Raw genomic sequence first — 24,395 nt, forward strand, 5'->3', positions numbered from 1 at the left:
GGGCTCCCGGGCGCCCGGGCTCCCCGACCGAGCCTCGACGAGCGCGGCTCAGGGCAGGCCGGCAGCGAGCCGCGGGGCGTCGATGACGGTGCCCAGCAGCGCGTTGGCCTCCGGGTCGTCGTGGTCCGAGCGGGCAAGCCAGGCGATCACCCTGCCCGATGCCTCGACCGGCGCCCCGGTGAAGCCGCGAGCCTCGATCTGGTCGGTGCCACCCCGCGCCCGTCCCGACTCCGTCACCACGAATCCCGGTTCCAGGTTGAACGCACGGATGCCCCGGTCGCGGAACTCCGCATTCACCGCACCCGCGATCCGGCCGAACCCGGCCTTCGCCGCGGCGTAGGCCAGACCCCAGCCGCCCTCACCGGGAGGACCCGGCGGATCGATCGTCGCCGACCCTGAGCACATGTTCGCGACGATGCCTCCGCCCGCGGCGACCATGGCCGGCAGCAGCGCCTGCACCAGCGCCACCTGCCGCACGAGGTTCGACTCCAGGCTGTCCAGGAGGTCCTCGGGGTCGAGCTCGAGGAAGCGCGCGTGCGGCACGTGGTGCACGGCGTTGTTCACCAGCACCGTCGGCGCGCCCCACTGCCCGAGCAGCGTGGCGACGGCGGTTTCCGGCCCGGCCGGATCCGCCAGGTCCATCCGCAGGGGCAGGGCCCGTACGCCGAGTGCCTCGATCGCCGCGGTCGTCGAGGACAGGCTGCCCGGCACGACATGGCGTATGCCGGCCTCTCGCGAGGTCCGACCCGGCACCGAGCCCTCACCCTCGTTGACGGTGCGAGCGGTGAAGGCGACGTCGTGGCCGTCACCGGCGAGAGCGAGCGCCGTGCTGCGACCGATGCCTCGACTGGCACCGGTCACCAGCGCGATCCTGCGTCGTCCGGTCATGGCCTCAGATCCGCTCGATGATCGCACCGGTGGCCTGGGCGCCTCCGGCACAGATGGCCACCAGGGCGATGGTCTCGTCGCGGGCCTCCAGCTCGTCGACGGCCGTCGCGATCAACCGGATGCCTGTGGATCCCACGGGATGGCCGAGCGCGATCGCACCGCCGTTGACGTTGAGGCGATCAGGATCAACGTCGTGCACCCGGGCGAACGACATGGGGACGGCTGCGAAGGCCTCGTTGACCTCGAAGAGGTCGATGTCACCGATCTTCATCCCGGTCCGCTCCAGCATGCGTTGAGCAGCCCGCACCGGACCGTCGAGCAGGAAGCTCGGCTCGGCACCGACCAGGACCTGGGAGAGCAGCCTGGCCCGGGGCCTGAGTCCGAGCGCGAGCGCCCGGTCCTCGTCCATCAGCAGTGCCGCGGTGGCTCCGTCGGAGATCTGGGAGGAGGTGCCCGCCGTGTGCAGCCCGCCTTCCAGGATCGGCCTGAGCCCGGCCAGCGCCTCGGCACTGGTCTCGCGCAGTCCTTCGTCACGGGTGAGGATCGAACCGTCGGGCAGGGTGACCGGGAGGATCTGGCGGTCCAGGACGCCGCCGTCCCACGCCGCCCGGGCACGCTGCTGGGAACGCAGTCCGAAGTCGTCGAGCTGTTCCCTGGTCAGGCCACGCCGCGCCGCTATCCGGTCGGCCGCCTCGAACTGCGCGGGCAGGTCGACCGTCCAGGAATCCGGGCGGGGGCGCCCGACGTCGCCCAGGTTCGACAGCAACGGCACCCGCGACATCGCCTCCACCCTACAGGCCATCCCGACGTCGATCAGCCCGGCCGCGATCTGTGCGGCGACCAGGTGCACCGACTGCTGCGCCGACCCGCACTGGGCGTCGAGGGTGGTGGCCCCCGTCTCCTCCGGGAGCCCCGCGTGCAGCCAGGCGAACCGGACCACGTTGCCCGACTGCTCACCCGCTTGGGTGACGCAGCCGCCGATCACCTCGGTGACCAGCGCCGGGTCGACACCGGCGCGTTCCAGCAGGGACGCCTGAGTCCGGGCCAGCAGGTCGACGGCGTGCACCCCTGACAGGGCACCTCCCCGCCGGCCGAACGGCGTCCGCGCGGCGTCGACGATGACTGGGTTGCCCATCTCGATCAGCCCATCCACGCCTTGTCGAGCAGCACCATGCTGTTCGTGGTGTCGACGATGCCGTGCACGTCCTTGTTCCACATCAGGAACTCACCGGTCGGACTGAAGATCAGCGCCGGCACCTGGTCGTTCCACTGGGTCTGGATCCGGCCCATGATCTCGCGCTGCTCGTCCTCGGTCTCGGCCGCCTGGAACTCGTCGAAGAGTGCGTCCAGCTCGGGGCCGGTGGGCATGCCGACGTTGAGGTTGCCCTCGCTGTGGAGCGTGGCGAACATCCGACCGTAGGGCCCGGCCTCGCGCCAGCTGATCCCCCACCCGGCGACGTCGTAGTTGCGGTCGACGGCGACCTTCTGGATCTGCTCCTGCACGTTGGAGACCAGGTCCAGCTCGACGGTGAACCCGACCGCCTCGAGGAACGCCTTGACGGTCAGCGCGGTCTCCTTCGAGGCCGCGTCGGAGGCGTCGAGATAGGTCACCTTGCCGTCGAAGCCGTCGGCCTTGGCCTGCTCGACCAGCTTCGTCGCGGCCTCGGGGTCATAGGGCAGCGGCTTCACGTCGGTGTGCCACACCGAGGAGTTCGGGAAGACCTCGTTGCTGGGCAGCCCGGCGCCGCCGTACGACCGGTCGGCGATCACCGTCGGGTCGATCGCCATGTGCATCGCCTGGCGCACGCGCGGGTCGCTGCCCGGGTGCCCGTCCTGTCCGTTGATCACGGCCACGCTGCCGAGCGAGACCATGTTGAGGAAGCCGCTCTGCTTGGCCTGCACGGCCTCGTCGACCAGGTCGGGCTCCCGCGTGAACGCGGCGTCGAGCTCGTCGGCCTTGAACGAGTCGTACGTCGCACTCGGGTCGTTGAGGAAGACGACCTTGATGCCGTCGAGGTTGGGGGCACCGTCCCAGTAGCCCTTGTTGGCCTTCAGCTCGATGCTCTCGGCCGGCTTGTGCGAGGCGAGGGTGAAGGCGCCGGCACCGACCGGCTTGAACTTCTCGCCCTCGCCGGCCGACTTGGCCACGATCATGCCCGGGCCCGTGGTGAGCATGTAGTCGAAGCTGGGCCACTTGGTGGTGAGCTCGAACTCGACCGTCAACGGGTCGGTCGCGGAGACCGACTTCACGTTGTCGCTCCACAGCATCGCCTCGTCCGCGCCGAGGCGCACGTAGCGCTCGATGCTGAACTTCACCGCTGCCGCGTCGAGCGTCGTGCCGTCGCTGAACTTCACGCCGTCACGCAGCTTGAGGGTCCAGGTCGTGTAGTCGTCGCTGTGCTCGAGGCTCTCGGCCAGCTGTGGCTGCACCGTGTTGTCGGCACTGTTCCAACGCATCAGCACGTCGTAGATCGCCGACATCTCGAGACCACCGGTCGATCCGGCCACGATCGTCTCGGCGGGGTCGAGCACGGCCGGTTCGGAGTAGGCGCCGAAGGTGAGCGTGCCGCCCGACTTCGGGTCGCCGGCGTCGGCGATGTTGACCAGGCCGGTCTGGTAGGTCGCGGCGTCGCCGTGCTTCTTCTCGGTGTCGTCGCCCGAGGCGCACGAGGTGAGCGCTGCCGCGGCGAGCACGAGCGCCAGCGCGCCGGACAGGCGGCGGTTGATGGTGGTCATCCGGGTGGAGTCCTTCCACGTCCAGGGGATCCGTGCGGCTCCCGATCCATGCAGCCAACCAAGCCGTCGGCGCCGGCATCGAGGTCACTCCCACCCAGCGAGAGCCGAGGCCGATACCCGGCGACAAGCCGACCAAGCAAGTGTTAGGTTCACATCCTCGGGAGGAACGGAGGGCGCCCATGAGCGTGCTGCAGATCGAACCGACACCCACACCACGACCGGGAGTCGCCGAACGGCTGACCTGGATCCTCGACAGCTTCGTCGACGGGCCCGAGGTGATGTTCCTCGAGGACATCACCGAAGCCACCGGCCTGCCCCGCTCGACCGCGTTCCGGCTGATCACCCAGCTCGTGGACCTCGGCTGGCTCGAGCACTCCGTCTGCGGCTACCGCCTCGGCCCGCGGGTCCTGGCCCTCAGCGCGCAGGCCCAGACCCACGCCACCCTCCGCTCGGCGGCCTCCGACACCCTCCACGACCTGCACGAGACCACCGGTGCGGTGGCCCACCTCGGCGTCCTCGAAGGCGGCCGGGTGCACTACCTCGACAAGATCGGCGGGGCACTGCGCAACAGCATCCCGGTCACCGGCGTCGGCAAGCGGATCGCCGCCGACCGCGGCGTCAGCGGTCGGGTGCTGCTGGCCGGCCTCTCACCCGAGCAGGTCGACGTCCTGCTCGCGCAGGAGAACCGCAGCCACCGGCTGCCGACGCTCCACCAGCAGCTCGATGCGGCCCGGCGTCGCCACGGCATCGTCCAGTCGCCCGCGCAGACCTGTCCGATGGGCATCAACGCGGTCGCGGCCCCGATCCTCTCGCCGGGAGGCGCCATCGGGGCGATCGGCGTGGCCAGTCGACGCCACCTGCGACTCGATGCGCTGGCGCCCCAGGTGGCCCGGGCCGCCCGACAGATCAGCCTGGCCATGTTCCCCGGCTGGACCGGCCGCCGCTGACCGCGCCCGGTCGGCGCACGCGGGTCGACGTACGCCGCTGCGCTGACCGCACGGCCCCGACCCGCACGGTCACCAGGTGATCTCGCGCCGATTCACCTTGCCGGTCGCATTGCGTGGCAGCGGCTCGGTGCCGATCTGCCACACCGTCGGCGTCTTGTACCTGGCCAGCCGCGGTGCCAGGTGCGCCCGCAGCGTCGACTCATCCACGCCACTGCCGGGTCGCACCACCACCGAGGCCGCCACTGCCTGCCCCATGTCGGGGTCAGGGACGCCGAGCACGATGCACTCGATCACGTCGGGCAGCAGCGCCAGCTGGTTCTCGACCTCGGCCGGGTAGACGTTCTCCGCGCCGCGCAGGATCAGGTCGGAGCGCCGGCTGGAGAGGCGCAGGTGGCCGTCGACCAGACAGCCCAGGTCGCCCGTCCTGAACCAGCCGTCGGGCGCCTCGGACGCGGCGGTGGCCTCGGGGTTGCGCCAGTAGCCCAGCATCATCTGAGGCCCGCGCAGGCACACCTCGCCCTCGACCCCGTCGGGCACCACGGCGTCTGCCGCGTCACGCACCTCGATCTGCAGGGTCACCACCGGGCTGCCCACCGATTCGGGGTCCACCTCGAGATCAGCGGCGGTGGCCAGGGTTGCGCCGGTCGACGACTCGGTCAGGCCGTACGTCGTCCCCAGTGCGGCACCAGCCACCGGCAGGGCCGCACGCAGCCGCTCCTTGAGCACCGGCGCGGACGGGGCACTGTTGACCGAGAGGGCACGCAACGAGGAGAGGTCGTACGCCGTCAGGTCGCACTCCAACAACCGGGTCAGCATGGTCGGAACCGCACCCCAGTTGGTGATTCTCTCCTTCTCGATCAGCCGCAGCACGGCGTCGATGTCGAAGCGACCCAGGTGAAGGACGGCGGTGTCGCCGACCGCGAGTCGCACGATCGCCAGGTTGTGCAACCCGGCGATGTGGAACAGCGGCGTGGCCAGCAGGTAGCGGCGGTGGCTCGGCGGGAAGCCGAGCTCGGTGGCGACCGCGTCGTTGAGCAGGTGGAACCAGACCGCGCAGAGCACGTTGCGGTGCGAGTGCGTGGCACCCTTCGACCGGCCGCTGGTGCCACTCGTGAACAGGATCACCGCGGGGTCGTCCTCGTCGACGTCGACCGCGGGCATCGCCGCTCCGCGGTGCCGCGACACCAGGGCGGGCAGGTCGGTCTCGAACCGGAGCACCCGCAACCCGTCGGGCACCAGGGCCGCGCGCGGGCCGTCGGCGAGGACAACCTTCGGCTCGGTGAGGTCGAGGCCGTGGGCGATCTCGTCGGCGACCCACATCGAGTTCACACCGACCGCCACGGCACCCAGCGCGACCGTGGCCCAGAAACCGACGATCCACTCGGTCGAGTTGGCGCCGCACAACGCGACCCGGTCGCCGGGCCGGACGTCGTACTCCTCACGCAGTGCGGTGGCCAGGGCCGCGACCGCCAGGTGGTGCTCGGCGAACGTCAACCGGCCCTCGGCGGTGACGAGGTAGTCAGCGTCGCCGAAGGCGGCCGAGGCATGCAGCAGCTCGGTCAGGCTGCGGTGCCGGTTGCGGAACACCTGCATCGGCACGCCGCGCACCGGCTCCTCGTGCAGCTCGAAGCGCTGACCTGGGCCGGTGAGCCGGGCCATTGCCTGCTCGCGGGGAGTCATCCGTACGTCCTTTGAGAAGTGGTGGGCTCACCGGACGGTGAGCTGGCCACCGTCGATGTTCCAGCACTGACCCGTCACCCACGCGGCCTGGTCGCTGGCCAGGAACACGGCGGCGTGGGCGATCTCGACCGGCTCGCCGACCCGACCCAACGGCAGGTTGGCCCGCACGTAGGTCTCCCAGGCGTCGGGCGCCCAGTCGTCGAGCCGGCTCGTGGCCGTGACGCCCGGGCAGAGTGCGTTGACCCGGATCCCGTGCTGGCCGAGCTCCTTGGCCGCGGTCGAGGTCAACGACTGCACGCCGGCCTTCGACGCCGAGTAGACGCCGGTGCCCGGACCCGACAGCTTGCCGCCGATCGAGGAGATGTTGAGGATGCTGCCACCGCCACCGCGTTCGACGAACGCACGCGCGAAGGCCTGGGTCATCAGGAACGTGCCGCGCAGGTTGATCCGGACCACCCGGTCGAAGTCGGCGACGTCGAGGTCGAGCAGCGGCCCACGGTCGCCACCCCGGGAGGCCGCGGCGTTGTTGACGAGTACGTCGACCCGGCCGAGCTCCGCGAGCGTGGCGGCCAGCAGGGCCTCGACGGCGTCGGGCTCGGAGACGTCACAGACGACGGGCAGGGCGCGGCGTCCGAGTGAGCGGATCTCGTCGACCACCGAGTCGATGTCGCGCCACCCCGCCTCCTGCTCGTCGGGCGGACGATGGGCCGGCGTACGCCCGGTGCCGGTGACCACCACGTCGCAGCCGGCGCGGGCCAGCTCGACCGCGATCTGGCGGCCGATCGAGCGCATCCGCCCGGCGCCGGTCACGACCGCGACCTTGCCGTCGAGGCCGGTCAGCTCATAGGTCATGCGCTCGCACCCGCGATCGTGATGAACAGCCCGGTCGCCTCGACGCACCGGACACCCTCGTGCTCGATCCAGCCCGTGGCGTGGATCTTCCGTCCGCTGCGCCCGGTGATCTCGGCGTGCAGGTCGAGCGGCACGTCCAGCGGCGTACGACTCAGGTAGCGCAGGTCGAGCGAGCCGGTCACGGACTCTTCGCCGGTGCCCTGGACGAGGCTGCCCAGCAGGCAGTCCATCAGGTGCGCGGAGAAGCCCCCGTGCAGGTGGTCAGGCGGGCCCTCCAGCAGCGCGTCGCCGATCAGCGTGGCCCGCGCGGTGTCCCCGTCGAAGTGGATCTCGAGCGGGATGCCGAACGGGTTCACCCCGTAGGTGCGCCACGGCTCACCCGCCTCACGCAGTCGCGCGGGCACCTCGAACGGCGTGCGGAGCACCCGGGTCCGGGCCTCGGCGCCGAGCCGGTCGGCCACACCCGCGATCTCCTTCGTCGCCGCGACGACGTCGTCGACCGGCAGGTCCGTGGTGGCCACGGCGAGCATCAGCGCCCGCGTCGCCTCCACCAGCTCCATGGTCGCGGCCCGGCGCTCGGGGTCTGTCACAGGGGTTGGCTCCAAGCTCTCACGGGCGGCGGGCACGGTCTCGCGGGTGGTGGACACGCACTGTTTCTAGTGGCCGGCGGTGAGGTGGCACCACTCCGCTCCCAGCCACCGGGAACAGGGACGCCGCTGGTCGGCACGGCGCCTACGTTCACCCCCATGAAGTACGCCGTGATCGCGCCCACCTCTGCCGGAACCACCGCCGATCCCACGTGGATGACCGCCTACGCGCAGCACGTCGAGGCCTGCGGCTTCGAGTCGCTGGTCGTCGTCGAGCACGCACTGGTGATGAGCCGCTACTCCAGCGTCTATCCCTACGACGCGTCCGGGAAGATGGAGCTCGCCGACGACCTCGACATCCCCGATCCGCTCGACCTGCTGGCGTTCCTGGCCGGTCGGACCACGACGCTGGGCCTGGCCACGGGCGTGCTGGTCCTTCCGAACCATCACCCCGTGGTGCTGGCCAAGCGACTGGCCACCCTCGACCGGCTCTCCGGCGGTCGACTGAGAATCTGCGTCGGGATGGGCTGGATGAAGGAGGAGATCGAGGCCTGTGGCGCCCCGTTCGATTCCCGTGGCCGCCGCGCGGACGAGCAGCTGCAGGTGCTCCGCGAGCTGTGGGCCGACGCATCACCCGACGGCGCGGACCACCACGGGGAGTTCTTCGACTTCGACGGCGCGATGTCCTACCCGAAGCCCGCCCAGCCCGGCGGCGTCCCTCTGCACATCGGCGGCCACAGCAAGGCCGCGGCGCGACGTGCCGGTCGGTACGGCGACGGCCTCCAGCCGTTGGGCGTGGTCGGCGAGGAGCTGGCCGCGCTGGTCAAGCTGATGAGGACCGAGGCCGAGCGGGCGGGTCGCGACCCCGCAGCCCTCGAGCTGTCACTGGGTCACCTCGTGACCAAGATCGACCAGGGCAGGGCCGATCGTCTCGCCGCCCAGGGCGCGGACCGGGTCGTGCTCGCAGCCTCGGACACCGCCGACCTCGACCGGGCGCGTGACGAGCTCTCCGCCTGCGCCGATCGACTGGGCCTGTCGTGACCGGGCCCGTCGTGAGTCGGCCCGCCGTGACCGGCCTCTCCACCAGTGACCGGGTGGCGCTGCGCGACCTCGTCCACCGCTACGCCGCCCACGTCGACGACCGGGAGCCCGCCCGCGTCGCGGCCCTCTTCACCGACGACGGGGTGCTGACCACCGCCGCACCACTCGCCTCGCTCGACCCGTGCGACGAGCACCGGGGCCACACCGCGATTCAGCAGGCGCTGTCCGGGCTCGAGGGTCTCGAGGCGACGTTCCACGCGGTCACCGGCGAGGTCTTCGACACTGGCGCCGACGACGACACCGCGACCGGTCGCGTCGCCTGCCTCGCGCACCACGTCAGCCGGCGGGACGACGTGCTGCACGACGTGACCTGGGCGATCACCTACCGCGACACCTACCGCCGCGACGGCTCGGCCTGGCTGATCGTCAGCCGGGCCGCGACCGTCACCTTCGTCGCGATCTCCCCCGTGAAGGCCGCCCGCAGCACCAGGAGCGACGCATGAGCCAGCAACGGGTCTCGGTCGTCACCGGCGGCGCACTCGGCATCGGGGGCGCCACCAGCCGCCGGCTCGCCGCCGACGGTGACGTGGTGATCCTCAACGACATCGACGGAGCGGCCGCCGAGACCGCGTGCGCCGAGATCGAGGCCGCCGGCGGCCGGGTCGTGCCGGTGGTCGGCGACGTCGTGGACGACGCCGTCATCGACCGGATCGTCGCGGCGGTGCGGGAGCAGGGACGGGTCGACGTGCTGGTCAACAACGTCGGCGACTTCCGGCCCGCTTCCAAGACCTTCCTGCACAGCACGCCCGACCAGTGGCAGCGCCTCTATGACCTGAACCTGCTGCACGTGCTGAAGCTGACCCATGCGCTTCTGCCGATCATGGTCGAGCAGGGGTCGGGCGCGATCGTGAACACCTCGACGGTCGAGGCGTTCCGGGGCATCCCGGGCCACGCCGCCTACTCGGCGTACAACGCCGGGGTCTCGGCGTTCACCAAGAGTCTGGCCGTCGAGGTCGGGCGTCACGGCGTGCGGGTGAACGCGATCGCCCCCGACCTCGCCGACACCCCGCAGACCTCGGCCTCGGCGATGCTGCGTGGCCGCGACCCCGACCTGGTCCGTCACTGGCTGCCGCTGGGGCGCTACGGCCACGTCGACGACTACGCCTCGGTGGTCGCCTTCCTGGCCTCGGACGAGGCCAGGTTCGTCACCGGCCACACCGTGCCGGTCGACGGTGGCACGCTCGCCGCGTCGGGCTGGTACGGCCGGGTCGACGGCAAGGGCTGGACCAACATGCCCGACCGCCCCTGACCCGGCGAACCTGCCCCGGGAAGCGACCCGGTCGGGTCTCCGGTCGAGGCCTGTGCGTCACTAGTTGGACGTCCTACTGATTACCGATTGGTAGCCGATAACGTCGGTGGGAACACAAACCTGAGGAGTGCGTTGTGCAGAAGGTCGGAGTAGTCGGTTGCGGTCTGATGGGGGCAGGCATCGCCGAGGTCTGTGCCCGTGCCGGGCTCGACGTGGTGGTCGCCGAATCGAGCCAGGCCGCCGCTGACGCGGGTCGCGCGCGGCTGGAGAAGTCGCTGCAGCGCGCCGAGGCCAAGGGCAAGATCGACTCGGCCGCCGACGTGCTCGGCCGCATCCGCGTGGTCACCGACCTCAACGACCTCGCCGACCGCGACCTCGTCGTCGAGGCAATCGTCGAGGACGAGGACGCCAAGACCGACCTGTTCCGCCAGCTCGACAAGATCGTCACCAACCCCGACGCGATCCTGGCCTCCAACACGTCCTCGATCCCGATCATGAAGCTCGGCGTGGTCACCGAGCGCCCGCAGAACGTGCTCGGCATCCACTTCTTCAACCCGGTGCCGGTGCTCAAGCTGGTCGAGCTGGTGCCCTCCATCGTCACCTCGCCCGAGGTCACCGAGCGCTCGCGCGCGTTCGTCCAGGACGTCCTCGGCAAGGAGGCCATCGACTGCCAGGACCGCGCGGGCTTCGTGGTCAATGCGCTGCTGATCCCGTTCATCCTCTCCGCGATCCGGATGATGGAGTCGGGCTTCGCCACCGCCGACGACATCGACCGCGGGCTCGTGCTCGGCGCCGCGCACCCGCAGGGGCCGCTCGCGCTGGCCGACCTGATCGGCCTCGACACCACCAAGGCCGTCGCCGAGTCGCTCTACGAGGAGTTCAAGGAGCCGCTGTACGCTGCCCCGCCGCTGCTCAACCGCATGGTCGACGCCGGGCTGCTGGGCCGCAAGACCGGCCGCGGCTTCTACACCTACAACTGAACGAGGGACCATGACAGACGAGAAGATCGTCCTGGTCGACGGCGCCCGCACGCCGGTCGGCAGCTTCGGCGGAGTGTTCAAGGACGTGCCCGGCTTCGAGCTCGGCGCGACCGCTGCCCGCGAGGCCCTGAGCCGCGCCGGCGTCGACGGTGCCGACATCGAAGAGGTGGTGATGGGCTGCATCGGCCAGGTCGGGCCCGACGCCTACAACGCCCGCCGGGTCGCGATAACGGCCGGCCTGCCGAAGAACGTGCCCGCCTACACCGTCAACCGGTTGTGCGGCTCGGGACTGCAGGCCATCTGGTCGGCCGCCATGGAGATGCGCTGGAACGGCCTCGGCCTCACCCTGGCCGGCGGCGACGAGTCCATGACCCGTATGCCGTTCTACGACTTCGGTGCCCGCAACGGCTACAAGCTCGGCAACCGGTCGCTGGTCGACGGCACCGTGATGATGCTGACCGACCCGTTCCACGACATCCACATGGGCGTCACCGCCGAGAACGTCGCCGCGAAGTACGCCGTCTCGCGCCAGGAGCAGGACGAGTTCGCCCTGCTCTCCCAGCAGCGCGCCGCCAGCGAGGCCGCCAAGGCCGCGTTCGCGGAGGAGATCACCCCGGTCGAGGTGGGTGGCCGCAAGCCGTTCACCGTCACCGAGGACCAGCACCCGAAGCCCGGCACCACCCTCGAGACCTTGGCCGGACTACGTCCCGCGTTCGCCAAGGACGGCACGGTCACGGCCGGCAACGCCTCCGGCATCAACGATGGCGGCGCGGCCGTCGTACTCGCCCGTGAGTCGGTGGCCGCCGAGCGCGGCCTGACCGGACTGGTCTCCATCGAGGCCGTCGCGACTGCGGCGATGGAGCCCGAGCTGATGGGCTACGCCCCCGTGCTCGCGTTGCAGAACCTCTTCGAGAAGACCGGCACGAAGCCCTCCGACATCGGCTCGATCGAGCTCAACGAGGCGTTCGCCTCGCAGGCCGTCGCGGTGATCCGCGACGCGAAGCTCGACCCCGAGCAGGTCAACCCGTACGGCGGCGCGATCGCGCTGGGCCACCCGGTCGGCGCGACCGGGGCGATCCTGTCGCTGCGGGTGGCCAAGGACCTTGTGCGCCGCGACCTCGAGCTGGGCATCGTGACCATGTGCATCGGTGGCGGCCAGGCCCTGGCTGCCCTGTTCCGGAGGATCTGACGTGACCGACCTTGTCTCCTACGCCGTCACCGACGGCGTGGCCCGCATCGAGCTCAACCGCCCCGAGGTCTCCAACGCGGTCGACCTGCCCACCGCCCATGCGCTGTCGGCGGCGATCAAGTCTGCGGCCGCTGATGATGACGTCCGCGCCGTCCTCGTGACCGGTGCCGGCAAGCGATTCTGTGCCGGTGGCGACGTCGCCTCGATGGTCGCCTCGGACGACCAGTCGGCGTACCTGCTCGAGCTCGCCGGCGCACTGGACGGCGCGCTGCAGGAGCTCACCGCGCTCGAGAAGCCCGTCATCGGCGCCGTCCAGGGTGCCGTCGCCGGGGCTGGTCTCGCGGTGATGCTCAGTTGCGACCTCGTGGTGGCCGAGCCGGGCACCAAGTTCGTGATCGCCTACCCCGGGGTCGGCCTGACCCCCGACTGCGGCGTCTCATGGCTGCTCCCCCGCGCGGTCGGTCAACAGCGCGCCCTCCACATGGCGCTGACCAACACCCCGATCACCGCCGACGTGGCACTCGACTGGGGCCTGGTCACCGAGGTCGCCGGCCCAGACCGTGCCCTCGAGCTGGCCACGACGCTGGCGGCCGGCCCCGTTTTCGCCCTGGGCCAGGCACGTCGGCTGATCCGCAACTCGTGGGAGTCCGATCGGGCTTCTGTCGGGCGCGACGAGGCGGTCACCATCGCCGAGGCCGTCGGCACCGACGACGCCCGCCGACTGCTGTCTGGCTTCGCCAAGCGCTGAGCTGCGGTCCGGCTACCGCTGCGGTCCGGCTACCGCTGCAGTCCGGCTACGACCGCGATCGGGCGGAGACGAGGAGCCCGGTGGTGCCGATGACGTTCTGGCGGTTGTTGGCCGAGATGGCGATCCCGGCGAATCCGACCGCCAGCAGCACGATCGTCCACGATGCGCCGAGGAAGGGGATCAGGGCACCCAGCGGCAGCGTGGCCACGTGTGCGACCAGAAGCATCGGTATCCACCGCGGCGTCGTCCGCGCGCGCAACAGGGCGAGGGCGAGCAGCAGTTCGCCGACGTAGAACGCGGCCACCCAGGCGAACAGGTAGCCACTGAGTCCCGGGTCGGCAACCACGTCATCGAGCGCCTCCGCACGCACGGCATCGCTCAGGGCCAGTGCACGGAAGAACGCCAGAAGCATGGCGTACCCGGCGGTGCCCAGGCAGCCGATCAGGAAGACCGCGACACCGAGCAGTCCGAGGGTCGAACCGCGGTTCGGGGTCAGGGTCAGCACGGCGGGCAACCCGAGCGTCATCCCCACGGCCGCGACGAAGAACAACACGGACACGGCGAGCCAGCGGAAGTCCTCCTGCTCGATCATGTGCAGCGAGTCCGCCGGGCTGTCACCCGCGGGCATCAGGGTCGCCCCGAGCCCCAGTGCCGTGACACCGGCCACCAACGAGGCCGCCGAAGCAGGCACCCAGTCGATCCGCATGCCCATACGGTAAGCCGTTGCGCTGCAGTGCGCACCCACATCCGCGTGCTGGTCAGATCCAGGTGGGCGGGCCAGATGGTGGCGCCGGGCTCAGAGGGAGTCGTGGGCCGCGAGGACGCCGGGCCGATCGCGCAGCATCGGCACCAGAACGGCCAGCCCGAGCATGGGAAGCACGGCCAGGACGACCAGGCTCCAGTCGATGCCGACGACGTCGCCCAACCCTCCGACGACGGCAGATCCGACGGAGCCTCCGACCAGGAACAACAGGGTGGCGACGCCCAGCGCGACACCACGTACGTCGACGTGGACGGCGTCGCCGACCGCCGCGCTGAGCGCGGGTTGGCCGAGACCGAACGAGACGGTCGCGAGCATGACGGCGAGCAGCAGCACCGGCGACCAGACCTGGTGGGCCCCGACAGCCGCCACCACCATCGCGACGGAGACCAGCACGCCGGAGACGGCCAGAGTCGCGGGGCCGCCGATCCGGGTCAGCAGCGGGCCCGCGAAGCGGGGTGTGGCCAGACCGACCGCCGCACTGGGCACCATCAGCAGCCCGACCTGCCACGGCTGCCAGCCATGGCCGACGAGCACCGCGGGGATGGCGATCAACAGCGCGAACCAGGCGGCGGGGATGGCCATCGCGGCCAGTGCGCTGCGCACCACGACAGGGTTCGTGATCACCGACATCGGCAGGAACCCGTGCGGTCGGTGGCGGACCCGGAGCGCCACTGCCGGCGTACCGAGGACGAGCAGGACGACGCCGGCGACCGCAACCGTCATTCCGGTCGACGGGGACTGCACCAGCAGCACCACGCCCGCGGCCGTGGCTGCGACGAGCACCGCGCCGATGATGTCGAGCCGCGCCCCGGTGCCCTCGTTGTGCAGCGCGTGCCACAGGAACGGGATCACCAGGAGTCCGAGGATCGGCAACGCCATCACCGCACGCCAGCCGAACTGGCTCTCCACGACACCGCCGATGAGCGGCCCGAGACAGCTCAGCGCGGCGGCGATCCCGGCCAGCCGGCCGAAGGCCAGGCCGCGGATCTCACCGTCGTACCGCGCACTCAGCACCGCAATGCCCAGCGTCGGAACGGCGGCCGCCCCCGCGCCCTGGAGGAGCCGGGCCACCAGCAGCACGTCGAAGCTCGGCGCCAGTGCCGAGACGATGGCACCACCGGTCATCAGGGCGACACCCACCAGCAACGGCAGGCGTACGCCGACCAGGTCGGCCACCCGTCCGTAGACGGCGGTCGTGACCGCGAGCATCAGTGCGTAGAGCGTGATCGTCCAGGCGCTCACGCCGACGCTGACACCGAGGTCGTCGGAGATCAGTGGCAGCGCGATCGCCGCGGAGGAGGAGCCCATGCCGGCGAGGCCGAAGAGCAGCCCGAGCAGCACGGACACTCGTCGTGCGTCTTTGGCCATCACAGTGCGCACAACACGGCACGGCCCTGGTCAATTCCTTGCCGGGCCCACGAACTCGGGACGCCGCGTCGCGAGTGGGTCGTACGCCGCGCCGGCCACGGACTGGTCGGAGTGGTCGGACTGGGTCGGACTGGTCGGACTCAGGAGACGAAGACGACCGAGTCCTCGACCGTGGCGCGGCTGGTCCGGAAGGCATTGACCGGGTGATCGGCGTCGGCGAAGCCGAGCGAGACCGCGCACACGACCAGGCGGTCCTCGGGCAGGTCGAGCACCTCGCGCACGGTCGGTGACTGCATGGCGACGGCCGCCTGCGGGATCGTCGCAACCCCCAGCTCATGGGCGGCGTTGAGCAGGTTGGCGACGTAGCCACCGCAGTCGATGGCCCCGTAGACACCCTGGTCGGCGTCGGTGGTGATGATCGCGACATGGGGAGCGTCGAAGAAGCTGAAGTTCTTCAGCATCTGGAGATCACGCGCCTCGCGGTCCTCCCTGGCGATGCCGAGGCTCTCGTAGAGCGCGTAGCCGGCCTCGCGGCGACGCTCCTGGTAGACGCCGACGTAGCCACCCGGCATCGGCAGGTCGGACCCACCCGATCCGGAGACCACCGACTCGACCAGACCCTTGGCCAGTCGCTCGCGCGCCTCGCCACTGACGAGGTGCACCTGCCACGGCTGGGTGTTGCACCACGACGCCGTTCGTTGGGCGAGCGCGAAGACCTGGCGCAGGGTCGCCTCCGGCACTTCCTGGGCGGTGAAGGCGCGGCAGCTCCAACGCTCTTCCAGAACACTGTGAAACTCCACCATCACTCCTGTTCGTTGGCGGGCTCGAACGTGCCACGTGCGAGTCCGGTTTGCTGGGACAGCTCAGACGGTGAGGGCGCCGACGACCAGCGAGGCGAGCTCGGTGTAGGCCTCGGAGTCGCTCATCTCCAGGCGCGCGAACAACTCACCGCGCTGGATCTCGAACATCGTCGCCGCCACCATCTCGGCAGCGAACGCCGCGTTGACCGCGCGGAACTGGCCGGCGGCGATGCCCTCCGCGATCAGGTCGCGGATCCGGTTGGCCGCGGCGATCGTGTTGGTGCGGTAGACCTCCGCGGCGGGTGCGAACGTGGCCAGGTCGTCCATGAAGTCCCGCGAGAGCGGGGCGAGGTAGTCGGCCACGGCAAGGAGGTACGCCGTGACGCGGTCTGCCGGTGCCTCGACCGCGGCCACCGACTCCTCCATGCGGGGAACCGAGTTGCGGAAGTACTGCTTGACCACCTCGACGACGAGCTCCGGCTTCGACGGAGCGAGCGCGTAGAGCGTCGTCTTCGAGCACCGCATGCGCGTGGCGATGTCGTCGAGGGTGAACTCCGAGAAGCCCTCGCTGGTCATCAGGTCGACGAGCCTGTCCAGCAGGTCGAGCTGGCGGGCGGTACGCCGACGGCCCGGGCCACGCGCCGCGCGGTCGGGACCGGTCGGCGTACCTGCGCTCATGACGGCGAGACCGTCTGCAGCTCGGCGGCCCGCTGCGCGCGCAGCTGGAAGCGCTGGATCTTGCCCGAGGGTGTCTTCGGGAGCTCGGCGACGACGTGCACCACACGCGGGTAGGCGTGTGCGGCCAGCTTGGTCTTGACCCGCTGCTTGAGCTCGTCGACCAGGTCCGCACCACCCGAGGCACCGGGGGCCATCACCACGAAGGCCTCGAGAACCTCGCCACGCAGCTCGTCCGGAACGCCGACCACGGCCGCCTCCTGGACCCGCGGGTCGCCGACCAGCACGCTCTCGACCTCGAACGGTCCGATTCGGTAGCCGGCCATGATGATCACGTCGTCGTCGCGTGAGGAGAAGTAGACGTAGCCGTCCTTGTCGACCGAGCCCGCGTCGCCGGTGTAGTACCACTGCCCGTCGGCACTGAACCGCTCGGCGGTCTTCTCGGGGGCGTCGACGTAGCCGGTGAACCACATCAGCGGACTGCCCTCGAGGTCGATGGCGACCCGGCCGAGCTCGCCGGGCTCGGCGGGCTCGTCGACGTCCTCCTTGAGCACGGCGGCCGCCCACCCGGGCATCGGCCGGCCCATCGAGCCGTGCCGCAGCTCGCCGGCCACGTCGTCCTGCCACCCGTTGACGATCGACATGCCGAGCTCGGTCTGGCCGTAGGTGTCGTGAATGGCCGCGCCGAGAACCTCGGCACCCCAGGCGACGACGTCGGGGTTGAGCGGCTCGCCGGCGCTGGAGATCCGGCGGAGCGCGAGCCCGGCCGGGGCTGGCGTCTCGGCGCTGCGCAGCGACCGGAAGACGGTCGGCGCGGCCGCCAGGTTGGTGACACCGAGCGACTGGATCACCTGCCAGGTGGTCTCCGGGGTGAACTTGGCCTGCAGCAGGATGTTGCGGCGTCCGGCGGCGAGCGGTCCGGCGATGCCGTAGTAGAGACCGTAGGCCCAGCCGGGGTCGGCGGCGTTCCAGTAGACGTCCTCGGCGGTGACGTCGAGGCCGTACTCCAGGTAGACCACGAACGTGGCCAGCGCCTTGACCGGGATCGGCACGCCCTTGGGGGTTCCGGTCGTGCCCGAGGTGAAGAGCCGCACGAACTCGGCGCTTCCGGCGACGACGACGCTCGGCGCGGCGGCCGGGTCGGCCTGGGCGAGGACGTCGGTCAGCGAGAGGTCGCCCGACGCGACCCGGTCGCCGGCCACGATGACCTGCCACGCCGGATCAGCGGGAAGGTCCTCGCCGGGGTTGAGCTTGGCGCGCTGGTCGGCGTCACAGACGATGAGCTTCGCGTCGCTCCCGTCCAGGCGCAGCGCGATCGCCGGGGTGGCGAAGGCGGTGAACAGCGGCACGTGCACGGCGCCGGCGCGCCAGATGCCGAGGATGACGGTGACCAGGTCGGCCGACTTGCCCATCAGCGTGGCCACCCGGTCACCCGGCTTCACACCCTGGTCGGCGAGGTGGGCGGCGAAGCGACGCGAGCTCTCGGCGAGGTCGCCGTACGTCAGGTCGAGCGTGGACAGGTCCGGCTGGACGACGGTGAACGCGACCGCGTCGGCCGGGTGCGTGTCACAGAGCACGTCGCCGAGATTCACCTCCGGCGCGTCGAAGATGTCCAGCAGTTGAGTCACGCGGGCGTCCGGCGTCATGAGTCCCTCTCGGTCCTGGGGTCTGGTGAGTCACTCCGTCGTGACAAGATCGTACTCATATTAGTACTCTAGACTCATCCACAGTATCAATATCTGAGCCAAGCCACAGGAGTGCCCATGCCCGCCAGCCGCGTCCTGCCCACCGAGGAAGCCGCCGACCTGCTCAAGCTGGTCCGCGACCTCGCCACCAAGGAGCTGCTGCCGCGCGCGGCCCAGGACGAGGCGACCGAGACTTTCCCGCGCGACGTCTTCACACTGCTCGGCCGCTCCGGCCTGCTCGGCCTGCCCTACTCCGAGGAGTACGGCGGCGGCGGCCAGCCCTACGAGGTCTACCTCCAGGTGCTCGAGGAGATCGCCTCGGTCTGGTCGAGCGTCGGCGTCGGCGTCTCGGTGCACGCCCTGTCGTGCTTCGGGCTCGTCGAGCACGGCACCGACGAGCAGAAGCGCGCGTGGCTGCCCGACATGCTCGGCGGCGAGCTGCTCGGCGCCTACTGCCTCAGCGAGGCGCACGCCGGCTCCGACCCGGCCGCGATGAAGACCACCGCGCGGCGTGACGGTGACTCCTACGTGTTGAACGGTGCGAAGGCGTGGACCACACACGGCGGCAACGCCGACTTCTACAAGGTGATGGCCCGTACGCCAGGTGATTCTGGGGACCGCAGCCGCAGTATTTCCTGCTTCCTCATCCCCGCCGACACGGCCGGCTTCACGGCTGATCCGCCCGAGAAGAAGATGGGCCTGACCGGCTCCTCGACGACCACGATGCGGCTGGACGACGTACGCATTCCCGCGGAGCGGCTGCTCGGCAACGAGGGCGACGGCCTCAAGATCGCGCTGGCCGGTCTCGACTCGGGTCGCCTCGGCATCGCTGCCGTGGCCACCGGCCTGGCCCAGGGGGCGCTCGACCAGGCGGTGGCCTACGCGAAGACCCGCGAGACCTTCGGCAAGAAGATCATCGACCACCAGGGCCTGGCGTTCGTGCTGGCCGACATGGAGGCCGCGATCCAGTCCGCCCGCGCGATGGTGCTGCACGCCGCCCGCCTCAAGGATCGGGGGCTGCCGTTCAGCCGCGAGGCGTCAATCGCGAAGATGGTCGCCACGGACAACGCCATGAAGGTCACCACCGACGCCGTCCAGGTGCTCGGCGGCTACGGCTACACCCGTGACTTCCCGGTCGAGCGCTACATGCGCGAGGCCAAGGTCATGCAGATCTTCGAAGGCACGAACCAGATCCAGCGCATGGTGATCAGCCGGGCGCTGGCCAAGGACAACAACGGAACCATCAAGGAGAGCAACTGATGCAGGTCGAGAACACCGCGGCGATCGTCACCGGCGGAGCGTCCGGACTGGGTGCGGCCACCGCCGCCGCCCTCGCAGGTCGTGGGGCGACCGTCTTCGCCTTCGATCTCCCCTCGGCGATCGAGAACGCGCCCGCCGTGGACGGCGTGCACTACGTCGGCGTCGACGTGACCGACCCGGCACAGGTCCAGGAGGCCGTCGACCAGGCTGCCGCCGACCCGACCGCTCCCCTGCGCATCGTGGTCAACTGCGCCGGCATCGGCCCCTCGGCCCGCATCCTGTCGAAGAAGGGCGTCCACAACCTCGCGCTCTACGCCAAGATCGTGCAGATCAACCTGATCGGCTCCTTCAACGTGCTGGCCCTGGCCGCCGAGAAGATCGCCGCCACCGAACCGCTCGAGCACGACCAGCGCGGCGTGGTCATCAACACCGCCTCCGTCGCCGCGTTCGAGGGGCAGATCGGCCAGGCGGCGTACGCCTCCTCCAAGGGCGGCATCGTCGGCCTCAACCTGCCGGCCGCGCGCGACCTGGCCCAGCACGGCATCCGGGTCAACACGATCGCCCCCGGCATCGTCGAGACGCCCATGCTGGCCACCGTCTCCGAGGAGTTCCGGGCCGGCCTCGCTGCCGGCGTACCCAACCCGGCGCGCCTGGGCAAGCCGTCCGAGTACGCCGACCTGGCGCTGTTCCTGATCAGCCACGACTACATCAACGGCGAGGTCGTCCGCATGGACGGCGCCCTGCGCATGGCGCCCCGCTGACGCTGGCGGCCCAGCCACGCGCTCTTGGCCGTCCTCCCTCCGGCCGGCAGGTTGGGGGGAGGGCGGCCCGTCCTCCCTCCGGCCGGCAGGTTGGTGGGAGGGCGGCCCGTCCTCCCTCCGGCTGGCAGGTTGGGGGGAGGGCGGCACGCGGACCGCTCGACAGGTAACTGCCGCGATCAGAGCACGTGCTCGCGCTCAGCAGCGCCGGACCGAGACCGACTTACCTGTCGCACGGTCCGGTCAGCCCGCCTGCAGGCGTCCACGACGTACGCCGACCGCCCGCGTCAGCTCGGCCTGCACCCAGCCCGGCTTGAGTACGACGTCCTCCCAGACGAAGCGCAGCACCATCCAGTCGCCGATCACCAGTTCGGTGTAGCGCCGGGTGTCGGAGCGGAACATCGTCTTGTTGCCGTGCCAGGTGTACGACTCCGCCTCGATCACGATGCGCAGGGCGGTGTCCGCGAGGTCGACCCGGTGCCGCCCGATCTGAACCTGCGGCACCACCGTCAACCCGTCCACCTGCGTGGCGGTGTGGCGAAGACACGTCTCGAACGCATTGGCAGACCGACCGTCCCCACGCCGGATCAGTCGGCCGACCCGGGGCGCAACCTGACGTGACGACCTCTCCGACGCGGCCAGCAGCTGCTCGGGCGACACACCGCGCCGCAACGCGGCATCGACGACGCAGAGCGCGTCCATCTCGGGCAGGTCACGACAGCAGTCGACAACGGTCTGGGCGAGCGTGGTCACCCGGCCACGGGCTCCCGGCGCCGCGGGCAACGTCTCGGCGAGTACTCCCTCCGCTGGGAGATCGCGCCACTTCAGATCCACACCTTCGCGGCGTTCTCGTGCCACCTTGCGCTTGTTGGGCACGGTCACCACCGGCATGACCACCTCCCCGGGCACCAGCTTGAGACTGAGGTCCCAGAACTGGGCGGCACTGCGCCCGGACACCACTCCGTCGAGCCGGTGCGCCTCACGCCACGCGGCCTCCAGCCCGGGAACGGCGTACTTGCCCGGTCCGACGGTCACGATGCGTCCCTCGCGCACCGCCTCTGCCAGCTGACGCTTGCGGCAGCACTGCCGCAGGACGCGCGCGTCGGCGAAGCCTCCGAGCTGTTGCAGTGCGTAGAGCGGATCCATCGACTCAGTCTCGGGTCATCGCCGGGATCGCGCGAACGGTTCTCCACAGGGCGGCGACTCGTTGCCCGCCGAGGCGGGGACCACAGGACAGGTGAGTGGCCCCCGCCTGCGGTCGACTGAGCGAGAGCAGTGGCTGCCTCGCACACACTTACCTGTCGCCCGGTCCGCGACTGCGGCACACGGCGAGCCCAGGTCAGTGGGCGATGAAGAGGATCTGCTCGCGGTCGTAGGTCATCCCGGGGTGCTCGGAGGCCAGGTGCGCCTGGGTCTTCTCGACCAGGTCGTCCTCGTCGGTGCCGCGGATGTGCTCGCCACAGGGGCAGTGCAGTTGCGTCTTCATGGCGCCCAGCCTACGACCATGGCGCACCGGAGTGCGGACCATCGAGTCCATCCGATGTCTCGCGTGCAGTGGCGGCCCCTGACGTGCCTGTTCCTTGACCGGGCCTCAGTCTCGGGATAACTTGCGTCAACCCACAGAGGTCGTGACTCTCACGGACTCCTGGCAGGGTCGCAAATGATTCGGGGGAATCCATGTCTCGTCATCTCGCAGCGCTCATCGGCGCACTCCTACTCGGTCTGGTCGCCACGACGTCTTCGGTTCCGGCACAGGCAGGACCCCCTGTCGCCACCACGAGCGCAAGCGCGCCGGTGAGTCTGCACACCGCAGCACCCGCCGCGGCTCGGCGCCAGGCTCTCGGCAGGTATCACTGTGGCGCCTGGCGGGTCTGGAAGCTCGCGCCATGGGCCGACAAGATTGGCTACGGGCGAACCTGTGCACGCCTCAAGACGATGAACCGGAGGACCCAGGTGGACTACCGGAACGAGGCATTCAACAAGTTCCGCCGCCAGAGCATCAACTACACCTGCTCGTCCTCCCGGACCTCGACGCTGACGTTCACGGTCAGTGCCTCGGTCGAGGCAGAGGCAGGAGTCATCTTCGCCAAGGCGAAGGTGACCGCGGGCGTGAGCTTCGCGAAGTCTGTCTCCACCACTGACGCCGCTGCAGGCTCGTTCAAGCTCAGGCCGCGACGCTGGGCGCACTGCACCAGGGGCATCACCCGCTACGACATCACCGGCAATGTGAGGACGCAGTTCAAGAAGACCCGCCACGGGCAGATCAGCTGGTGGAGGGGAACGTATGAGAACTTCTCGGGCAAGGTTCCCTCCCACGACTTCTTCACCTACGGACCAGGACGGCTCCGCGGCTGATCGTGATCCGGTGACCCTGCGGGCCGCACCAGATCAGTTCGGCCCGCATCGTCATCAGTGCAGCAGCGCAGAGAGCCGGCGGTTCATCTCGGCGATCGCGGCGTCGGCTGCGGGCGAGAAGGCGGCCATGTCGACGAACCCGTGGATCAGGCCGGCGCAGGTCACCGAGTCGACGGGTACGCCAGCCGCGGTCAACGCCGCGGCGTAGGCCAGGCCTTCGTCGCGCAACGGGTCGAACTCGGCGGTGACCACGATCGCCGGCGGCAGGTCGGGTCGTACGCCGTGCAGGGGCGAGAGTCGGGCGTCGTCGATGGCGACCTCGGACTGCACGTAGTGGCCGGCGAACCACTCCATCAGCGGCGTCTCGAGGAAGTAGCCGGTGCCGTTCTCCTCCCGCGAGGCATAGGTGCCGAACACGTCGACCGCCGGATAGATCAACAGCTGGGCGCCGGCTCCGGGGATCGTCTGGGCCACGATCGCCGCCAGGTTGCCGCCCGCGCTGTCGCCGGCGACCGCCCAGACCGGCGAGCCGCCGTAGGCGTCGAGGTTCTGCGCGATCGCGTGCGCGGCGGTCAGCGCATCGATCACTGCGGCCGGGAACGGCGCCTCCGGACTCAGGCGGTAGTCCACCGACACCACGACTGAGGAGGTGTCGCGGCACAGCCGGCGGCAGGCGTTGTCGTGGGTCTCGAGGTCACCGACCACCCAGCCTCCGCCGTGCAGGAACACGATCGTCGGCACCGGGCCCTCGATGGAAGGGCGGTAGACCCGGACCGGCACGTCGCCCGCGCTGGCGTCCACGACCGAGGCCACCTCGACGAGACCGGCCTGGGCCGTGGCGATCTGGGCCAGCGAGGCGAACGCCTTGCGCGCATCGTCCGGCGACGACTCATGCATCGGCGCGTTGCCGGCGGAGGCGATGAAGTCGAGCAGCTCGGCGATACCTGGGTCCAAGGGCATGCAGCGACGATATCGGCGTGACCGGCCGAACCGCGGCAGCGCGCACCCCGGGTGGGTCGAGTGGCTCAGCGACGCAGGAACAACCTGACCCCCCGCACCAGTCCCGCGGCGTACGACGACCGCCCGCGAGGCGTTGTCATCCGACGGGCGTCGACCGCCGAGCGCATGTTGCCCAGCTCGACCATCACCGTGGCCATGTCGGAGAGGTTGAGCGTGCCGAGGTCGTGGCGGAAGTCGAGCCCGTCGCCGCCGGCGATGTAGTCGGCGACCGGGATCCGCCGCTGGCGCAACCCGGCCCGGACCGCGAGCGCGAGACGCCGTGAACGGGCGTAGGTGTCGCGGGTGGGAGAGGCGTCGGTCTGGCTGATCACGTGGAAGCCGCGGCCTCCCGAGAGCGATCCGTCACCGTGCAGGCTGAGCTTCAGGTCGGCGTGCAGGGCGTTGCCTCGCTTGCCGCGGACGTCGACGCACGGCCCCCACCTGTCGACACTGTTGGACGCACGGGTCAGCACCACGCGCGCCCCGAGTGACTGGAGCCGGGCGCGCAGCACGCGGGCGACCTGCCAGGTGAAGGTCGCCTCCGGGTAGCCGCCGTTGGTCGCGGTGCCGGTCGTGTTGCACGGCTTGAGGAAGCCGCCGGCGGGCACCAGCCGGTTGATCTGGCTGGGGAATCGCGCGTTCCCGAGCTGGTGGCCGGGGTCGATCACGATGACCTTGCCGGCCAGCGGCTCGGCCGCCGGGGCCCGGGACTCCACGACCGCCGGACGCGTCGGCGCCTCGACCGGCGCCAACGGCAGCAGTGCGCCCGCACACG

General features: G+C 70.5%; 25 protein-coding genes. 10 read left to right on the forward strand and 15 right to left on the reverse strand.

Annotated elements, in window-relative coordinates:
• Positions 1-48: 48 nt before the first annotated feature.
• From NJ4_RS21335 to NJ4_RS21345, 3 genes are read right to left on the reverse strand one after another with little or no spacing between them, the layout of a single operon-like run.
• Positions 49-888, reverse strand: coding sequence for an SDR family oxidoreductase (locus tag NJ4_RS21335; RefSeq protein ID WP_067440186.1), 840 nt, complete (start codon positions 886-888; stop codon positions 49-51).
• Positions 889-892: 4 nt separating this feature from the next.
• Entirely contained in the window at positions 893-2,023 is a 1,131-nt protein-coding gene (locus tag NJ4_RS21340) for a steroid 3-ketoacyl-CoA thiolase (RefSeq protein WP_067440248.1), read from the reverse strand.
• A gap of 5 nt (positions 2,024-2,028) precedes the next feature.
• Positions 2,029-3,624 carry an ABC transporter substrate-binding protein gene (locus NJ4_RS21345; protein ID WP_067440190.1) on the reverse strand — a complete coding sequence of 532 codons (1,596 nt, stop codon included), beginning with the start codon at positions 3,622-3,624 and terminating at the stop codon, positions 2,029-2,031.
• Between the two features lie 179 nt (positions 3,625-3,803).
• On the opposite strand from NJ4_RS21345, the gene NJ4_RS21350 reads away from it, so the two are divergent.
• On the forward strand, positions 3,804-4,571 hold the full coding sequence (locus NJ4_RS21350; protein WP_067440193.1) for an IclR family transcriptional regulator: 768 nt from the start codon (positions 3,804-3,806) through the stop codon (positions 4,569-4,571).
• Between the two features lie 69 nt (positions 4,572-4,640).
• Here the strand turns inward: NJ4_RS21350 and NJ4_RS21355 are convergent, their stop codons facing one another.
• From NJ4_RS21355 to NJ4_RS21365, 3 genes are read right to left on the reverse strand one after another with little or no spacing between them, the layout of a single operon-like run.
• Complete coding sequence (locus tag NJ4_RS21355) at positions 4,641-6,251, reverse strand: class I adenylate-forming enzyme family protein (protein ID WP_067440196.1); 1,611 nt, start codon at positions 6,249-6,251, stop codon at positions 4,641-4,643.
• 27 nt (positions 6,252-6,278) lie between these two features.
• Positions 6,279-7,103: an SDR family NAD(P)-dependent oxidoreductase gene (locus NJ4_RS21360; protein WP_067440199.1), complete on the reverse strand. Its 825-nt coding sequence runs from the start codon at positions 7,101-7,103 to the stop codon at positions 6,279-6,281.
• Positions 7,100-7,750 carry a PaaI family thioesterase gene (locus NJ4_RS21365; protein ID WP_217996949.1) on the reverse strand — a complete coding sequence of 217 codons (651 nt, stop codon included), beginning with the start codon at positions 7,748-7,750 and terminating at the stop codon, positions 7,100-7,102. Before NJ4_RS21365 ends, NJ4_RS21360 begins: the two co-directional genes overlap by 4 nt.
• Positions 7,751-7,849: 99 nt before the next feature.
• On the opposite strand from NJ4_RS21365, the gene NJ4_RS21370 reads away from it, so the two are divergent.
• The 6 genes from NJ4_RS21370 to NJ4_RS21395 all read left to right on the forward strand — a co-directional run bounded on the left by NJ4_RS21370 (position 7,850) and on the right by NJ4_RS21395 (position 12,957).
• Positions 7,850-8,731: an LLM class F420-dependent oxidoreductase gene (locus tag NJ4_RS21370; protein ID WP_067440201.1), complete on the forward strand. Its 882-nt coding sequence runs from the start codon at positions 7,850-7,852 to the stop codon at positions 8,729-8,731.
• The gene (locus tag NJ4_RS21375; RefSeq protein WP_157551276.1) at positions 8,728-9,234 is read left to right on the forward strand and encodes a nuclear transport factor 2 family protein; all 507 of its coding nucleotides are present in this window, start codon (positions 8,728-8,730) and stop codon (positions 9,232-9,234) included. The genes NJ4_RS21370 and NJ4_RS21375 overlap by 4 nt, the downstream gene beginning before the upstream one ends.
• On the forward strand, positions 9,231-10,040 hold the full coding sequence (locus NJ4_RS21380) for an SDR family NAD(P)-dependent oxidoreductase (protein ID WP_067440203.1): 810 nt from the start codon (positions 9,231-9,233) through the stop codon (positions 10,038-10,040). The genes NJ4_RS21375 and NJ4_RS21380 overlap by 4 nt, the downstream gene beginning before the upstream one ends.
• 134 nt (positions 10,041-10,174) lie before the next feature.
• Entirely contained in the window at positions 10,175-11,020 is an 846-nt protein-coding gene (locus NJ4_RS21385; RefSeq protein ID WP_082748997.1) for a 3-hydroxybutyryl-CoA dehydrogenase, read from the forward strand.
• Positions 11,021-11,030: 10 nt separating this feature from the next.
• On the forward strand, positions 11,031-12,209 hold the full coding sequence (locus NJ4_RS21390) for a thiolase family protein (protein WP_067440208.1): 1,179 nt from the start codon (positions 11,031-11,033) through the stop codon (positions 12,207-12,209).
• Between the two features lies 1 nt (position 12,210).
• Positions 12,211-12,957, forward strand: coding sequence for an enoyl-CoA hydratase/isomerase family protein (locus tag NJ4_RS21395; RefSeq protein ID WP_067440211.1), 747 nt, complete (start codon positions 12,211-12,213; stop codon positions 12,955-12,957).
• Between the two features lie 46 nt (positions 12,958-13,003).
• Here the strand turns inward: NJ4_RS21395 and NJ4_RS21400 are convergent, their stop codons facing one another.
• The 5 genes from NJ4_RS21400 to NJ4_RS21420 form a co-directional block, all read right to left on the reverse strand.
• The gene (locus NJ4_RS21400) at positions 13,004-13,663 is read right to left on the reverse strand and encodes a hypothetical protein (RefSeq protein WP_157551277.1); all 660 of its coding nucleotides are present in this window, start codon (positions 13,661-13,663) and stop codon (positions 13,004-13,006) included.
• A 90-nt stretch (positions 13,664-13,753) separates the two neighbouring features.
• Positions 13,754-15,067, reverse strand: a complete 1,314-nt coding sequence (locus tag NJ4_RS21405; RefSeq protein ID WP_067440217.1) for an MFS transporter — start codon at positions 15,065-15,067, stop codon at positions 13,754-13,756.
• Between the two features lie 161 nt (positions 15,068-15,228).
• Positions 15,229-15,888 (reverse strand): nitroreductase, encoded by a 660-nt coding sequence (locus tag NJ4_RS21410; protein ID WP_245644659.1) that lies wholly within the window; start codon positions 15,886-15,888, stop codon positions 15,229-15,231.
• Positions 15,889-15,951: 63 nt separating this feature from the next.
• On the reverse strand, positions 15,952-16,566 hold the full coding sequence (locus tag NJ4_RS21415) for a TetR/AcrR family transcriptional regulator (protein WP_067440222.1): 615 nt from the start codon (positions 16,564-16,566) through the stop codon (positions 15,952-15,954).
• Positions 16,563-18,191 (reverse strand): AMP-binding protein, encoded by a 1,629-nt coding sequence (locus NJ4_RS21420; protein ID WP_217996950.1) that lies wholly within the window; start codon positions 18,189-18,191, stop codon positions 16,563-16,565. Before NJ4_RS21420 ends, NJ4_RS21415 begins: the two co-directional genes overlap by 4 nt.
• A gap of 135 nt (positions 18,192-18,326) precedes the next feature.
• On the opposite strand from NJ4_RS21420, the gene NJ4_RS21425 reads away from it, so the two are divergent.
• Positions 18,327-19,508 carry an acyl-CoA dehydrogenase family protein gene (locus NJ4_RS21425; protein WP_067440228.1) on the forward strand — a complete coding sequence of 394 codons (1,182 nt, stop codon included), beginning with the start codon at positions 18,327-18,329 and terminating at the stop codon, positions 19,506-19,508.
• On the forward strand, positions 19,508-20,269 hold the full coding sequence (locus tag NJ4_RS21430; protein WP_067440231.1) for an SDR family NAD(P)-dependent oxidoreductase: 762 nt from the start codon (positions 19,508-19,510) through the stop codon (positions 20,267-20,269). The genes NJ4_RS21425 and NJ4_RS21430 overlap by 1 nt, the downstream gene beginning before the upstream one ends.
• Positions 20,270-20,509: 240 nt before the next feature.
• Here NJ4_RS21430 and NJ4_RS21435 read toward each other — a convergent pair whose 3' ends face one another.
• Entirely contained in the window at positions 20,510-21,412 is a 903-nt protein-coding gene (locus NJ4_RS21435; RefSeq protein WP_067440234.1) for a DUF559 domain-containing protein, read from the reverse strand.
• Positions 21,413-21,605: 193 nt separating this feature from the next.
• A complete protein-coding gene (locus NJ4_RS21440; RefSeq protein WP_082749004.1) occupies positions 21,606-21,752 on the reverse strand; it encodes a DUF1059 domain-containing protein in 147 nt (48 codons plus the stop codon).
• A gap of 449 nt (positions 21,753-22,201) precedes the next feature.
• Between NJ4_RS21440 and NJ4_RS21445 the strand changes: the two genes are divergently transcribed.
• Positions 22,202-22,621 (forward strand): hypothetical protein, encoded by a 420-nt coding sequence (locus NJ4_RS21445; protein WP_157551279.1) that lies wholly within the window; start codon positions 22,202-22,204, stop codon positions 22,619-22,621.
• 54 nt (positions 22,622-22,675) lie between these two features.
• Here NJ4_RS21445 and NJ4_RS21450 read toward each other — a convergent pair whose 3' ends face one another.
• On the reverse strand, positions 22,676-23,581 hold the full coding sequence (locus NJ4_RS21450) for an alpha/beta hydrolase (RefSeq protein WP_067440242.1): 906 nt from the start codon (positions 23,579-23,581) through the stop codon (positions 22,676-22,678).
• Between the two features lie 65 nt (positions 23,582-23,646).
• The coding region (locus tag NJ4_RS21455) for an N-acetylmuramoyl-L-alanine amidase (RefSeq protein ID WP_157551280.1) at positions 23,647-24,395 on the reverse strand (749 nt) is incomplete at its 5' end.

The sequence above is a fragment of the Nocardioides jensenii JCM 1364 = NBRC 14755 genome, from assembly GCF_001552535.1.
Lineage (GTDB): Bacteria > Actinomycetota > Actinomycetes > Propionibacteriales > Nocardioidaceae > Nocardioides > Nocardioides jensenii.

Excerpts from the sequence above, each read along its gene's own strand:
- NJ4_RS21335 (WP_067440186.1), bottom strand. The coding sequence starts at position 888 with ATGACCGGACGACGCAGGATCGCGCTGGTGACCGGTGCCAGTCGAGGC.
- NJ4_RS21340 (WP_067440248.1), bottom strand. The coding sequence starts at position 2,023 with ATGGGCAACCCAGTCATCGTCGACGCCGCGCGGACGCCGTTCGGCCGG.
- NJ4_RS21345 (WP_067440190.1), bottom strand. The coding sequence starts at position 3,624 with ATGACCACCATCAACCGCCGCCTGTCCGGCGCGCTGGCGCTCGTGCTC.
- NJ4_RS21350 (WP_067440193.1), top strand. The coding sequence starts at position 3,804 with ATGAGCGTGCTGCAGATCGAACCGACACCCACACCACGACCGGGAGTC.
- NJ4_RS21355 (WP_067440196.1), bottom strand. The coding sequence starts at position 6,251 with ATGACTCCCCGCGAGCAGGCAATGGCCCGGCTCACCGGCCCAGGTCAG.
- NJ4_RS21360 (WP_067440199.1), bottom strand. The coding sequence starts at position 7,103 with ATGACCTATGAGCTGACCGGCCTCGACGGCAAGGTCGCGGTCGTGACC.
- NJ4_RS21370 (WP_067440201.1), top strand. The coding sequence starts at position 7,850 with ATGAAGTACGCCGTGATCGCGCCCACCTCTGCCGGAACCACCGCCGAT.
- NJ4_RS21380 (WP_067440203.1), top strand. The coding sequence starts at position 9,231 with ATGAGCCAGCAACGGGTCTCGGTCGTCACCGGCGGCGCACTCGGCATC.
- NJ4_RS21390 (WP_067440208.1), top strand. The coding sequence starts at position 11,031 with ATGACAGACGAGAAGATCGTCCTGGTCGACGGCGCCCGCACGCCGGTC.
- NJ4_RS21400 (WP_157551277.1), bottom strand. The coding sequence starts at position 13,663 with ATGCGGATCGACTGGGTGCCTGCTTCGGCGGCCTCGTTGGTGGCCGGT.
- NJ4_RS21415 (WP_067440222.1), bottom strand. The coding sequence starts at position 16,566 with ATGAGCGCAGGTACGCCGACCGGTCCCGACCGCGCGGCGCGTGGCCCG.
- NJ4_RS21425 (WP_067440228.1), top strand. The coding sequence starts at position 18,327 with ATGCCCGCCAGCCGCGTCCTGCCCACCGAGGAAGCCGCCGACCTGCTC.
- NJ4_RS21430 (WP_067440231.1), top strand. The coding sequence starts at position 19,508 with ATGCAGGTCGAGAACACCGCGGCGATCGTCACCGGCGGAGCGTCCGGA.
- NJ4_RS21435 (WP_067440234.1), bottom strand. The coding sequence starts at position 21,412 with ATGGATCCGCTCTACGCACTGCAACAGCTCGGAGGCTTCGCCGACGCG.
- NJ4_RS21440 (WP_082749004.1), bottom strand. The coding sequence starts at position 21,752 with ATGAAGACGCAACTGCACTGCCCCTGTGGCGAGCACATCCGCGGCACC.
- NJ4_RS21445 (WP_157551279.1), top strand. The coding sequence starts at position 22,202 with ATGAACCGGAGGACCCAGGTGGACTACCGGAACGAGGCATTCAACAAG.
- NJ4_RS21450 (WP_067440242.1), bottom strand. The coding sequence starts at position 23,581 with ATGCCCTTGGACCCAGGTATCGCCGAGCTGCTCGACTTCATCGCCTCC.